General features: G+C 51.2%; 9 protein-coding genes. 1 reads left to right on the top strand and 8 read right to left on the bottom strand.

Features of this window, described 5'->3' with window-relative positions; translation table 11 throughout:
- Window positions 1-663: an HD domain-containing protein gene (locus R70331_RS10550; protein WP_042175207.1), complete on the bottom strand. Its 663-nt coding sequence runs from the start codon at window positions 661-663 to the stop codon at window positions 1-3.
- A gap of 310 nt (window positions 664-973) precedes the next feature.
- Between R70331_RS10550 and R70331_RS10545 the strand changes: the two genes are divergently transcribed.
- Window positions 974-2,248 carry a histidine--tRNA ligase gene (locus R70331_RS10545; protein ID WP_042175205.1) on the top strand — a complete coding sequence of 425 codons (1,275 nt, stop codon included), beginning with the start codon at window positions 974-976 and terminating at the stop codon, window positions 2,246-2,248.
- A gap of 75 nt (window positions 2,249-2,323) precedes the next feature.
- Here R70331_RS10545 and R70331_RS10540 read toward each other — a convergent pair whose 3' ends face one another.
- From R70331_RS10540 to R70331_RS10510, 7 genes are all read right to left on the bottom strand, one after another.
- Window positions 2,324-3,784, bottom strand: a complete 1,461-nt coding sequence (locus R70331_RS10540) for a glycoside hydrolase family 1 protein (RefSeq protein ID WP_042175203.1) — start codon at window positions 3,782-3,784, stop codon at window positions 2,324-2,326.
- A 27-nt stretch (window positions 3,785-3,811) separates the two neighbouring features.
- Window positions 3,812-5,707: a beta-glucoside-specific PTS transporter subunit IIABC gene (locus tag R70331_RS10535; RefSeq protein ID WP_042175202.1), complete on the bottom strand. Its 1,896-nt coding sequence runs from the start codon at window positions 5,705-5,707 to the stop codon at window positions 3,812-3,814.
- Window positions 5,708-5,823: 116 nt separating this feature from the next.
- Window positions 5,824-6,660, bottom strand: a complete 837-nt coding sequence (gene licT / locus R70331_RS10530) for a BglG family transcription antiterminator LicT (protein WP_042175199.1) — start codon at window positions 6,658-6,660, stop codon at window positions 5,824-5,826.
- 388 nt (window positions 6,661-7,048) lie between these two features.
- On the bottom strand, window positions 7,049-8,293 hold the full coding sequence (locus tag R70331_RS10525; protein WP_042175196.1) for a helix-turn-helix transcriptional regulator: 1,245 nt from the start codon (window positions 8,291-8,293) through the stop codon (window positions 7,049-7,051).
- Window positions 8,294-8,481: 188 nt separating this feature from the next.
- Window positions 8,482-10,515, bottom strand: a complete 2,034-nt coding sequence (locus tag R70331_RS10520) for a methyl-accepting chemotaxis protein (RefSeq protein WP_042175194.1) — start codon at window positions 10,513-10,515, stop codon at window positions 8,482-8,484.
- Between the two features lie 248 nt (window positions 10,516-10,763).
- The gene (locus R70331_RS10515) at window positions 10,764-11,723 is read right to left on the bottom strand and encodes a radical SAM protein (RefSeq protein ID WP_042175191.1); all 960 of its coding nucleotides are present in this window, start codon (window positions 11,721-11,723) and stop codon (window positions 10,764-10,766) included.
- A 163-nt stretch (window positions 11,724-11,886) separates the two neighbouring features.
- Complete coding sequence (locus R70331_RS10510) at window positions 11,887-13,134, bottom strand: stalk domain-containing protein (RefSeq protein ID WP_042175188.1); 1,248 nt, start codon at window positions 13,132-13,134, stop codon at window positions 11,887-11,889.
- Window positions 13,135-13,156: the final 22 nt, after the last annotated feature.

Raw genomic sequence — 13,156 nt, 5'->3', positions numbered from 1 at the left:
TTATAACAGCTTCCGGCTGCCTTGATTCCATTCTTTATAAAATTGTTCCAGATACAGCAGCATAAAGGCATGCCGCTCTTCAGCCAGCTTGCGCCCGTAGGCGGTATTCATCAGGTCCTTCAGCTTCAGCAGCTTCTCATAAAAATGGTTAACCGCCGTCCCCTTGGAATAATCGCGGTATTCCTTCTGCAGCGATTCATCACGCGGAGCCTCCTCCGGATCGTAAACCGGACGGCCCTTGGCCCCCGAGAAAACCATCGTCCGCGCGATTCCGATTGCCCCCAGGGCGTCCAGCCGGTCCGCATCCTGTACACATTGGCCTTCCAAAGTAGACATTGGAGCACCTCCGCCGCCGCTGAAGGACATGGTCTCAATAATGAGCATGATATGCCTGATCTGTCCCGCATCCTCCATATGTTCATCGAGCCATTGCTGAACTTTGCTTAAGCCTGATTCCTTGGAAGTATTCAGCTTCTCGTCGGCCACATCATGCAGCAGTGCGGCAATTGTGCAAATGAGGACATCTGCGCCTTCCATTCCGGCAATCAGACCCGCCGCATTCCGTACACGGTCTGTATGGAACCAGTCATGTCCGGTAGTATCCCGGCCCAGCTGTTCCTTGGCGAAGCCTTCTGCTTCCGCTATCAATTGTTCATGATTCATGATAAATGCCTCTTTTCACGTTAGTCATCCATTATCCGGCCCCTGTTTATTTTGCCGCTTGCACAGCTCCGATCCATCCGCTATAATGTGCATTAATCAAAATGTGCAGGGAGCTGATTTCGGTGAACCTTATAAACAGCATTTCCATCATACAGAATCAGCTTCATCATCACAAGCGGCGTTAGCACACCTGAAGGCATTCAGGGAGGGCTAACGCTATTCGCGTTTGACCTCCCTGCGGAATAGGAACGCGCAGGACCACGGGGTCCGGCGCGTTTTTTTATATTCCAAACCCAAGGAGCTGCTGAATATGCAAAACATTAAAGGAACTTATGATTATTACGGAGCAGAGCAGGCGGTCAGACAAAAGGTCCAGACTGTACTGCGCGGGCTGTTCGGGCTGTATGATTACGAGCCGATGGAAACGACGCTGCTGAATGAGCTGGAGCTGCTGACCTCCAAGTACGCCGGCGGCGATGAGATTCTCCGGGAAATGTACCAGTTAACCGATCAGGGCGGCAGGACACTGGGATTACGTTATGATCTGACCATTCCATTCGCCAAAGTGCTTGCATTGAATCCGGGTATTGCACTTCCTTTTAAACGATATGAGATCGGCAAGGTATTCCGCGACGGTCCGGTTAAAAGAGGGCGTCTGCGCGAGTTCCTGCAATGCGATGCCGATGTGGCCGGCATTGCCGGACCGCAGGCCGAAGCCGAGCTGATGCAGCTGGCGGCAGATGTATTCAGGCAGCTGGATATCCCTGTCGTGCTCAAATGGAATAACCGCCGGTTTCTGGGCGAAATACTCTCAGCAGCCGGCGTTCCTGCAGAGGACAGCCTGTCTGTAATGCTGACTCTCGATAAGCTGGCCAAAATCGGCACGTCCGGTGTGCTGGCAGAGCTGCAGGACAAAGGGATCAGGGCGGCAGCAGCAGATTCGATTGCCCGGCTGCTGGAGTCAGACGATACGGATTTCAGCAGTCTTGCAGACAGCTACAAGCTGGCCGGACAGCCGGGTGCACTTGAAGTGCTGGCGCTGCAGCAGCTGATTGATGCCACCGGATTGTCCGCGATCTGCGTCTTTGACCCGTTCCTCTCACGCGGCCTGTCCTTTTATACCGGAACGGTATATGAAATTTTTGATGCAACCGGGGGCTATACCTCAAGTCTCGGCAGCGGCGGACGGTATGATAACATCATCGGCAGGCTCGTCGGACGGGAGGATCTTAATATTCCGACAGTCGGCATTTCCTTTGGTATGGAGTCTATTATGGCGCTGCTGAGTGAGCGCCCGGTACAGGAGGAAGCTTCAGTCGTGCTGCTGATTCCTGTCGGGGAGACCATGCCTCAGGTGCTGTCAGCTGCTGCCGGGCTGCGGAATGCAGGCATCCGTACCAGCGTGGACACGGGCACGCGCAAGCTCAAAAAGACACTGGCTGCCGCCTCAGCCCGGGGCATCCGGTATTGCCTTCTAATCGGGGAAAGTGAAGCTTCGCTTGGCAAGCTCAGGCTGAAGGACATGGGGGAACAGACCGAGCAGCTGGTTACAGTGGAGGAAGCGCAGCAGATTATTTCCGGTTAAGGCCGTTCAGCATAAAAGCCGTATCAGCTCCTCGTCTGATACGGCTCTGTGCCGGCTTACTCTCTGATTTTTAATCTACTCAAGCTTTTCTCCGTTACTTTCAATCACCTGCTTATACCAGCCGAAGCTCTTCTTGCGGGATCTGGACAGTGTTCCTCTCCCTTCATTGTCTTTATCCACATAGATAAAGCCGTAGCGCTTCTTCATTTCACCCGTCCCTGCACTCACCAGATCGATGCAGCCCCAAGGCGTGTAACCGATCAGCTCCACACCGTCAGCCACGGCTTCCTTCATTGCCGCAATATGGCCTTTCAGGTAATCAATCCGGTAATCATCATTGATTGCGCCGTCCGCTTCCACCGTATCAACGGCCCCAAGGCCGTTCTCTACAACCATCATCGGAATCTGATAACGGTTGTAGATATTATTCAGTGACCATCTGAGACCCTCCGGATCGATTTGCCATTCCCAGGCACTGGCCTGAAGATATGGGTTTTTCAGTCCCATGGACAGGTTACCGCCGATGGCTTCCTGATCCGGATCGGCGCTTACGCAAGTCGAGGAATAATAACTGCAGGTATAGAAATCAACCCGGCCCTCCAGCAAAACCTGCTCATCATTGTCCTCCATAGCGATTTCGATGCCATTGTCGGCAAAATACCGTTTGGCAAAACCCGGATACGCGCCACGCACCTGAACATCCGAGCAGAGAAAGTTCGATACATTATCCTTTTGCTGCGCGAGTATAATGTCCGCAGGATTGCAGGTCAGCGGATAGGAGCACATGTAAGCGATCATGCACCCTATTTTGAACTCCGGATTAATGGAATGCCCCAGCTTCACCGCTCTTGCACTGGCGAGAAACTGATGGTGCAGCGCCTGGTACCTGAGCTGTTCATCACCGGAAGCTGCCGGAGCATGGCCAAACTCCGTATTGCCCTCCGGCAGGATCGCTCCGGCCATGAATGATCCGAATGGCATCGTCAGAATGTTAATCTCATTAAAGGTCAGCCAATATTTCACCACGTCTTTGTACCGGTTAAATATCACTTCGCAATAGTTAACATAAAAGTCTGCCACCCGCCGGTCGGTCCAGCCGTTATACTTCTGTGCCAGATGGAACGGAGCTTCATAGTGGGAGATGGTAACCAGCGGCTCAATATTGTATTTCCGCAGCTCAGCAAATACATCATCATAGAACTTCAAGCCGGCTTCATTGGGCTCGGCATCATCCCCGTTCGGAAAAATTCTCGACCAGGCCATGGACATCCGGAACACCTTGAAGCCCATCTCCGCAAACAGCCGGATATCTTCCTTATAGTGATGATAGAAATCGACCGCCTCGTGGCTCGGATAATTCAGTCCCTGCTCAGGAACCGGTGTAATTTTACGGGGAGTGGTGTGCGTTCCGGCTGTGATTACATCTGCAGTACTTAACCCTTTGCCTCCCTCGTTGTAACCGCCCTCCAGCTGGTTCGCCGCTGTTGCACCCCCCCACAGAAACCCTTCCGGAAAATACTTGGTCAATGGTTGCATCATTATTCCTCCCTTAATAAGTTTGTGTTAGATCATTACTGTTAGCAAATCCTCTTTGTAGCCGATAGACTTCTTCCCGGTTTCAATAACATCCAGGTAATTGTTTGAATTAGAAACGATGACAGGTGTGGTCAGAATGTAGCCGGCCGCTCTGATCGCCTCCAGGTCAAATTCCATAAGCAGATCGCCTTTTTTCACATTGTCCCCTTGCTTCACTCTTGGTGTAAAATGCTGTCCTTTCAGCTTAACGGTGTCCTTGCCGACGTGAATCAAAATATCTACCCCATGATCGCTGGTGATTCCAATCGCATGACCGGAGGCAAACAAGGAGGTTAACACCCCGTCCACCGGAGAAAATACTTTGCCTTCCGCAGGTTCAATGGCAATTCCTTTGCCAAGCGCACCTGTAGAGAAGGCCTCATCCTTAACATCGGAAAGTGCGATAACCTCGCCTTTTAACGGACTGCTTACCGTCTCCTGCTTCACCAGAATGTCACCTTTTGGACCTTCGGCAGGCTGATCTTTTACAACATCGTCCTTAAATCCGCCGAAGTACATCAGCAGGAACCCGAGCACAAAGCTCACGCTAATTCCGATAATTGCCCCGTAAAATCCCGCATCCATACCTTCAGGACTGATATAGCTCGGGATTCCGAAAATCCCCAGACCACCCATGATATAGCCCTTGGTTCCCATCAGCCCGATGATACCGCCGCCTACACCTGCTGCGATACAGCTGAGAATGAACGGCTTTTTGCGCGGAAGGGTAATCCCGTAGATGGCCGGCTCGGTAACCCCGAAGATCCCGGAGATGACCGCCGGAATAGAAAGCGATTTCAATTTAATGTTTTTGGTCCGCAGCAGAATCGCGAGCACAACACCTGTCTGGGCAAAGGATGCTCCGAAGACACCGGCCAGGATCGGATCATATTTCAGTACAGTGAGGTTATTGATGGCAATCGGTACAAAGCCCCAGTGCAGGCCGAAGATAACAAATACCTGCCAGAACGCTCCGAGCAGAATACCGGCAATGACCGGACTCAGGTTGTAGATGAATAAAGTGCCTGCACCAAGCAGCTGGCCTGCCCAAGTCGCAACCGGCCCGATGACAATCAGTGCCAGCGGTACAATGATCAACAGGGTGCAAAAAGGAACAAGGAAGGTCCGTACCACGCTTGGAATGATTTTTTTGAACACCGCTTCAATCTTCGCGCCCACATAAGTCGAGAGGATAATCGGAATAACGCTGGACGAATAGCTCATCAGGATTACCGGAATGCCAAGGAAGGTCAGGTAAACCGGCGATTCAATGACACTGCCGCTAAACAAGGTATACAGCGGTTGACCGGAAGCCGTTATCGACGAAAATGTAGGATAAACCAGTGTTGCCCCGATTGCCATCCCCAGAAAAATATTGGCATTGAATTTCTTAGCTGACGTATATCCCAGGAAGATCGGGAAGAAGTAGAACAGGCAGTCACCGATTGCATTCAGAATCTGATAGGTACCTGAAGTGCTCGCCAGCAGCCCAAGGGAAAGGAACAGTGCGGTAAAACCTTTAATCATCCCTGTTGCGCACAATACGCCCAGCGCCGGTGTGAACACACCTGAGATGATATCGATAAATTTATTAAAAAGGCCAACGTTCTCATCCGGTATTTCAGCTGCCGCTGACTGAAACCCGCCAATTGCCGAGACCTCTGCATATACCTCCGGTACATGGTTGCCGATAACAACCTGATACTGGCCTCCGCTCTGGATTACCGTTACAATCCCGTCCATGCTCTTCAGAACCTCGGTGTTCGCCTTACTCTCGTCCTTTAATTTAAACCGCAAACGGGTGATGCAGTGTGTCAGACTGTTAACATTTTCTTTGCCGCCTACGTTCTTAATGATGGCTTTTGCGAGCTGCTCGTATTTCATGTTGACCGCTCCTTTATTAGATAATTCGTATAAAAAAGACGAGACCTAATAGATAACATACAGAGCATGTTATCTATTTTGGTCTCGCCTGCTTTACCAGTAACAATCCAAAAACATTATTCAGTTTGCCGGTCTGTTACACGATGTACGTGAATGGTCAGGTACAGCTTTTCCTCATCTGACAATTCGGTATTCAGATACTTCTCAATTTTCATCATGCAGTTATATGCATTCTTATATTTTGCCTTGACTTGCTGCAATAAGAAATCATCATCCAGCTCCATCTTCTTTTTCTGATGAATCCGCTGGAAGTAGAAGCGCAAATGGGTTATAAATCTCTCGAAGCTGATCGATTTCTCATCGAGGGTGATATTGTAAGTGTATTTAATAATGTTCAGAATGTCTTGTATTTTCTGGGTCTGGCCTGCTACGTCCGATGTCTTATGGTACGAGCTGTTGATCTGGGCATTAATTAAATGAAGGGCGATGTTGCCCGCTTCATCTTCTGACAGCTCTTTACTGACAGAATCCCGGATGAATTCCAGCGCCTTTAAGCCGACGGCAAATTCTTTGGGGTAAATCTTTTTGATTTCCCAGATCAGCGGATTAGGGTTCTGAATCCCTTCGTCATACATCTTGAACGTATTATAAATGTGATCCGTGAGTGTAACATAAATATATTCACTTAATGGTACCTCCAGCATATTCTTGCCGTATTCAATGATGTCGTAGCAGAGCGATACATATTCAGACGGGACATCCTCAAGCAACAGCTTGAACCGCTCGGAGGCTTCCTTTTGCTTAAGTATGAAGACCTTTTCAATTAATCCTTCTTCTACAGCATCGCCAATGTTCTTTTTGAAGCCGATTCCGCAGCCCATGACGACAAGCTCCTGCTTTTGCGAATCTTTGGCGACAATGGCGTTGTTGTTAAAGATTTTTTTGATAATCATCCAAGCTGCCTCCTCTATATCCCTAAATAGTGTACCCGCAGGATTTAGACACTGGACGAAAAGTCTCAGGCCAGCCGACACTGTTAAGCGCTTCCAGGGAGACTGGAATTTCAACATCACCTGCTCCGTTGTATTAGTTCTGTAACTGCAGTGAGTACAAGTAGTGAGACTAAAAAAAGGCAAAACCCAAAACATGTCTCAACACATGTCCTGGGTTTTGCCTTTTCAGTAACAATCCCAAAGTCAGAATAACATGTTTTTTTACCTTTGACAAGCAAAAAGTATGCGCTTTCTTTCGAGCAGGAAAATAATCTGCTTCTGCTGGAAGTTCAATTAGTACTATCAGTAGAAGTTCCTGCCGTACAGCGGGATTCCCCGGTGTCACGCTTTATCGACGATTCCGAAGCAGCCGCTCACGGTATTCCTTCGGGCTTCTGCCGCTGTATTTCTTGAAGGCGCTCACGAAATGGCCCGGGCTGTCATAGCCGACGAGCAGGGCGAGGTCGCTCAGCTTCAGGCTGACGTCCGGCAGCAGCTGCTCCGCTCTGCCCATCCTGATCTTGACGGCATAGTCAGCAGGCTGCATGCCGACATGCTGCTTGAAATGCCTCAGTAGACTGTCCTCCTCCATCCCGAAGATCCGGGCTGCTACCGCAGACTGGATCTCCCAGCCGTAATTCCGCTCTATATATCTTCTTACCGCCTCGGCAAGCGCTCTTTCCGGAGACTGGCGGGCCAGCTTCACCTCCTCCATGACCAGCAGACCGAGCGCAGACAGCTGCTCTTTCAGCTCCGGCGCAGTTATGCAGGCTGCAAGCGTGCTGTGACTGTTCCACACATATTTGGACAAGGCACTCCCCCGGAAGGCAAACTTTCCGGCTGTAACGGCCAGCAGGAGCAGAATCCGCAGCCCCTGATACAGCTGAAAGCCTGACAGCAGTGCTTCCTGCCTTCCCGGTCCGAATAGCGCATCCAGTTCCTGTCCGAAGGCGAAGGTATCTGCAGTCCCGATCAGGTGCAGCAGCCGGCGTTCTTCATCTGGAGGCAGCCAAGTCATGGCGGAGGCAGCCCTGCTGTCTTCTCCCTGCCGCGCCTCCGGCAGGCTGCCCCGGCCGAGGGCGCACAGGCAGGAGGCAAATGCATTTTTCAGCCGCTTCAGGCCCTTGAGCTCAACGCCTGCTATAATCGTGCATTCATATTCCAGGCAGGTGCTGAGCCTCTGCCCCAGCTCCTCCATAAACCTTCCGGCACGGTCCGCATGCTCTGGCCCCTCCTTGGCAGGAATCAGAAAAAAAAGCTGCAGGGGATTAGCATCACTGGCAAACGGATAGATATGCTTCCAGCCTGCTGCCGTCTCCCGGCAGGCAAGCTGGAAGTTCATCCCCGCTGCATGCTGTCTGCGTCTGGAAGCGGGAGACAGCTCCTCCGGCGGCAGCTTCAGCTCAGCTGCGGCAAAGCGCAGCCTTAGACCCTCAGCAGCCAGCTGAGAGAGCTTGAGCTGGCGCAGCCGGGTTCTGGCCTGCTCGGTGCTCAGCCAATCCTCCCGGATCAATTCCAGCACAAAGCTCTCCTGAAGCTGCTGCACTTGTATGCTTCCCGGCAGCCGCTCCTCTTTAAGTGAGATTTCTACCATGCTGTTCCCCCTTTCAATGTGCAATAAACGGTAAACCTGACATCATATTATATTCTTACTATAATTATGGACTAAAATACCAGGAAGAACCGCTGCTGAGCAAAATTTATGGTGTACCCTGAATAATCCCCCGGGAAAGCATGCAAAGAAGCGGTCCCTGCAAGCAGGAACCGCTAATTGTTTTACGGTTAAATTTTGAATTTGTCGACCAGAATCTGAAGCTCCTTCGCGCTTTGGGTATTCTCATCCGCCATTGCTGCCTCATGGAAGGTTTTCTCAACAATGTCGGCAGTTTTTACAGCAATATCCTGTACTCCGATTGCCCCCTCATTAACAGTAGCAGCCACTTCGTTCACAGCAATGGCAATACTGCCTACAGTCTCATTCAGATGATCGGCAGCCTCGGCAAATTGCCCCATTAGCCCGTTTATCGTGGAAGCATCCTCGTTATACTGCTGGCTGACTTCATTCAGACGCTCATAGTCGGCAAGCACATTCCGGTCAATGAAGTCCAGCACGGCTTCCGAATGCTCCTTCATCAGCCCGACGGAGGTGTAGACATTTTTGACTACATCGTGAATGCCTGACGCGGTCTCCGAGGATTTCTCGGCCAGCTTGCGGATTTCACCGGCTACAACCGCAAAGCCCCGGCCTGCCTCACCCGCACGCGCGGCTTCAATCGCCGCATTGAGCGCCAGCAGATTGGTCTGGCTTGTAATCGAAAGAATAGTATCCGCAAGCACGTTGATCTCATTGATGGCGCCGGACTGTTCAATCGCCTGTTCCATTTCAGAGCGCACCTCTTCATAGATCCGCTTGGCTCTGTCCGTCGATTCCAGGGCATCATGCTGCAGGGCAAGCGCACGCTCTGTAATGTGGCCGGACACTTCCGCCCCTTCTCTTACCCGGCCGGAGATCAGCTGGACATTGGTCTGTACCTCATGGATCGCTGCCGTCATCTCCTGGGTGGAAGCCGCAGTCTCCTCCATACCTGCGGATAGCTGCTCGGTTGTAGCCGAGTTGTCATGCGCATTCTCGCGCACGTCAACCGAAAGCTTTTCAAGAGTCACCGCATTATCCAGTACTTTGGTAGAAATGTTCACCAGACTTCCGGCCATATCGCGCAGAACCGCACGTGTGTGGAACATGGCTTTGGCAATTGTACCGGTTTCGTCCTTATTTCGCACCAGATGCTCATATTGCTTATCATATTTCAGATCCAGCTCGGCCGTCCGGTTAATCAGCTCCGTCAGCTTGATGATCGGTGAAGAAATCCGGGTTGCCACAATAATGCCGATCAAGAGCGTCAGCAGCAGGCTGCCCAGACCGAGCAGAATAATAAAGGTTGTCATAGTGTCGACAGGCTTCATAATTTCATCGATATCACCGGTCAGCACAAGCGTCCATTTGGTAACCGGCATTACAGTAAATGCCGCCTTTTTTTTCACTCCATTAAAAAGATACTCCACATCGCCGTCAGGAACCTCAGCCCCGGTCTTCACCTGCTCCACCACGCCTTTGATCTGCTCATTCTCGACAGGCAAGCCGATTTTGGTTTCATCAGGATGGTACAGCATATTCCCGGTCTCATCCACCAGATAAGCGTAGGAGGAAGGGGCATTGGCTACTTTGGCGTCTGCCAGATATTTAATGATGCTGTTCGCATTGACGGCCGAGGCGACGAACCCGATCATTTCACCGTCATTCATTACCGGATGGGCAAAAGCCAGCACATAAGCCCCTGTCGATTTGGACTTCAGCGTTTCGCTGATCACAGCCGCCTTGGTCTTGATCACATTAATCGTGTAATTGCGTTCGCTGAAATCTGTGCCCACCAGAGCAGTGTCACTGTCAGCAACCGCGATGCCCTGCATATTAACTACAAACATGTGCTCGAGGTTACCAGCATCCTTGACCTGTTTCTGCAGCCGTGTATTAACCTCAGCCTGCAGCTCATCACCGGCGCTTAAATCACCGGCCGCCTCCCTCGCCAGCAGCTCAATAATTTCCGATTCGCCGGCCGCCTGCTGCATGCTCCGCTTTTCTTTGTCGATCATTGCCTCAATTGTCTGTGCTTTGTTGGTGTTAACCTGTGCCATCGCGGATTCGGTGAGGTCCATTATAGTGCCGGTGGATTTGTTATACGTGAAAACCCCCATCATTGCTGTAGAAATCAGTGTAACGACGATCATCATAACCGATAGCTTCATCCGAATTTTCATTTAATAAGCACCCTTCCGCCCTCATCTTATCCATCTTCTTAAAAAAGCCTAATTTTTGTAACATTTATTACAATTTATATCGGATTGTACCGGTGGATAGTGAAGATGACATGAAGAATTTCAGCGAAAAATATCACACTTTGTCGAATCATAGGGTTATTTGGCATGGAAAATAGAAAAGGACCACGGCAAAAGGGCCGCAGTCCAAATTAAATCAGGCTATAGCCCCATATCCGGAGCACGCAGTCTTACCCCTCTGCCGGGAAAAGTGCGTCCAGCGCCGGACAAGGCAGCTTTTCCAGGTACCGCTCCAGCGGCTTCGGCATATTGCTGTAGATTTCAGTAAGTGAGGTGCCTTTATAAATGTTGCCGATAATGACCGGATGACACAGCTCGGAAATCAGAATATCGCCGTTGCCGTGCAGATGCAGCTGCTTCTTGCCTTCAATACAGTGCGGGAAGTATACGCCCGGCTGCTCTGCAAAGCCCAGTCTGTCCATGAACCGGTCCATACAGGTAAAGTACAGCGTGGTGTCCTCTTTCCGGTTATCAATCAGCTGCTTAACGGCATTCTTCAGGTTCTCCTGTGCCGCAATTGCCTTCCAGCCGGTGTGGCCCATAATGATGCTGTTCTGGATTTCGTGGGTCCGTACTCCCATGGAATATACATGGTCGCTGATCTCCTGCATGTTATCCTGCGTCTGGTCGAACAGCAGCGTTTCCAGCACAACGTTCACCTCTGTTTTGGCGAACATGGTGATGTTCTCTCTGATTTTTTCGTAGACTGTCGGGTGAATGTTGTAATATTTCGAGAAGCCCTCAGCCATCGTAAAGTTAAATGAAATATGTATCGTGGTCAGGCCGGCCTTCACCAGCTGATCAATCCGCTCCGCGTTCAGCAGACTTCCGTTGGAATTGAGCTGGGTCTGGATGCCGCGGGATGAGCAGTAGGACACAATCTCCACACAATCCTGGAACTTCAGCGTAACCTCACCGCCGGAGAGACGGACCCGCTTCAGCCCCGGAAGCTCTTCCAGAATGCGGATAACCTCCTTGCCGTTGATGGCCTCCCCGTCATTTCTATTATAGGCGCAGCAGTAATCGCAGCGGAAATTGCAGTTCGAGGTAACGCCTACTTCAAGCCCCTCCAGCTCATACGTCAGCGGCTTATCAAGCTCCAGTGCTTTATATTTTATGCTCATGCTCAAATGTCCTCCTGTAAGTAAAGTAGTCAGCCCAAGGGTCAACCTTAAAAATTATAAAGGTTTCGCGCTCAGGTTAATGTGACATTTGTTGTGTTGAGCTTGTTCCTTCTGTCGCGAGAATGCAAAAAAGAGACTGCTCGCAGCAGCCTCTTCAATATTAATAACATTATAATTCCACGGATTTACTCATCTCGTTCCATACCGGCTGGCCGATCAGGCCCAGACGCCAGATGGCGATGCCCTTCAGCCCGTAACGCTTCGCCAGGCCGATCTTTGCATTAACAGAAGTCTCGTTCTCACTGTATACCGAGATGCCGAGGATCAGCTTGTCCCTGCTGACCTGCTCCAGCGCCTGGCGGATTCCCTGATCAACCATAGCCAGCGGCTCCGGTCTGGATTCATCTTCATAGGCATACGCCATTATGACCAGATCATCAGCCAGTGAAGCTAGCGTCTTATAGTCATAGCCCTTATAGGAGCCGTTCAGCGGCGGCAGAATGACTGTCAGCTTGAGTCCTGCCGGACGGGCCACCGCCGCCAGGTTCTTCACGAACGTATTGAACTGGCTCTGGACCAGCTGCTTGTCACCGGTCAGCCCCAGTCCCTCCAGATCAAGCCCGATGCCCTGGAAGCCCTTCTCCGTTGCCAGCGAAACGATGCTCGAGATGGTCTGCTGCTGCAATGCCGGGTCCTCCAGGTTCTTGGTCAGCTCAAGCTCCTTATCTCCCGAATAGACCATCAGATAAGGGGCCGTGCCTCCGGCTGCAGCGTTCTGGACAATCGACTCCGGCGTCACATCACCGTCAGCCTTCGGCCACCAGAAATCCGTACTGCTTGTCGTAAACTGGCCGCTGCGGTCAAGCCGGCTCCAGCCGAAATGAACAGCATCGAAGCTGGGAATCAGCGACACTTCGCCGTAAGATTTCTGGGCGTAGAAGCCGAGTGTGTACAGGTCTCTTTGGGGTGAACTAATGGACACGGTTTTCGTCGCCTGATTCCAGCTTACCCCTGCCCCGAACTGCTGGCCGAAGAAGCTGAGCGGAATCATCGTCGTACCGCGGATATTCTGCGGTGCTACAGCCAGCTTAACTGCTGCACCGTCTACTGTTGCCGTTGTACTGCCTAAAGTGAGAGTGACCACCTTGGCGCCTGAGGCTCCGGTGCTGGTAGCTGTAATTTTCTTGGCTGTCTGGTTCCACTCCACCTTAATGCCGAGTGCTTCGGAAATGGCCCGGAACGGTACCATTGTTGTTCCGCTCATTACGGCCGGTGACACCGGAAAGGGCAGCGGATAACCGTCCAGCATAATGGTTACGCTGCCTGCTGCGGCAGCTTCTGCCGGCTGTACAGGAAGAGCAGTAAAGCCGCTCATAGTTATCGCAGCGCATAATATCAGCTTGCTGAGTCTTTTCATATATTCTATTCTCCAATCTGCC

Origin of the sequence: Paenibacillus sp. FSL R7-0331 (genome assembly GCF_000758645.1) — a bacterium.
GTDB classification, from domain to species: Bacteria; Bacillota; Bacilli; order Paenibacillales; family Paenibacillaceae; genus Paenibacillus_AQ; species Paenibacillus_AQ camerounensis.
Note: the sequence above shows the minus strand (reverse complement) of the source record. Positions and strands in the feature narration are given on the sequence as shown.

What these genes read in the sequence shown, in the direction of transcription:
- R70331_RS10550 (WP_042175207.1), bottom strand. Translation starts at nt 663, where the DNA reads ATGAATCATGAACAATTGATAGCGGAAGCAGAAGGCTTCGCCAAGGAA.
- R70331_RS10545 (WP_042175205.1), top strand. Translation starts at nt 974, where the DNA reads ATGCAAAACATTAAAGGAACTTATGATTATTACGGAGCAGAGCAGGCG.
- R70331_RS10540 (WP_042175203.1), bottom strand. Translation starts at nt 3,784, where the DNA reads ATGCAACCATTGACCAAGTATTTTCCGGAAGGGTTTCTGTGGGGGGGT.
- R70331_RS10535 (WP_042175202.1), bottom strand. Translation starts at nt 5,707, where the DNA reads ATGAAATACGAGCAGCTCGCAAAAGCCATCATTAAGAACGTAGGCGGC.
- licT (WP_042175199.1), bottom strand. Translation starts at nt 6,660, where the DNA reads ATGATTATCAAAAAAATCTTTAACAACAACGCCATTGTCGCCAAAGAT.
- R70331_RS10525 (WP_042175196.1), bottom strand. Translation starts at nt 8,293, where the DNA reads ATGGTAGAAATCTCACTTAAAGAGGAGCGGCTGCCGGGAAGCATACAA.
- R70331_RS10520 (WP_042175194.1), bottom strand. Translation starts at nt 10,515, where the DNA reads ATGAAAATTCGGATGAAGCTATCGGTTATGATGATCGTCGTTACACTG.
- R70331_RS10510 (WP_042175188.1), bottom strand. Translation starts at nt 13,134, where the DNA reads ATGAAAAGACTCAGCAAGCTGATATTATGCGCTGCGATAACTATGAGC.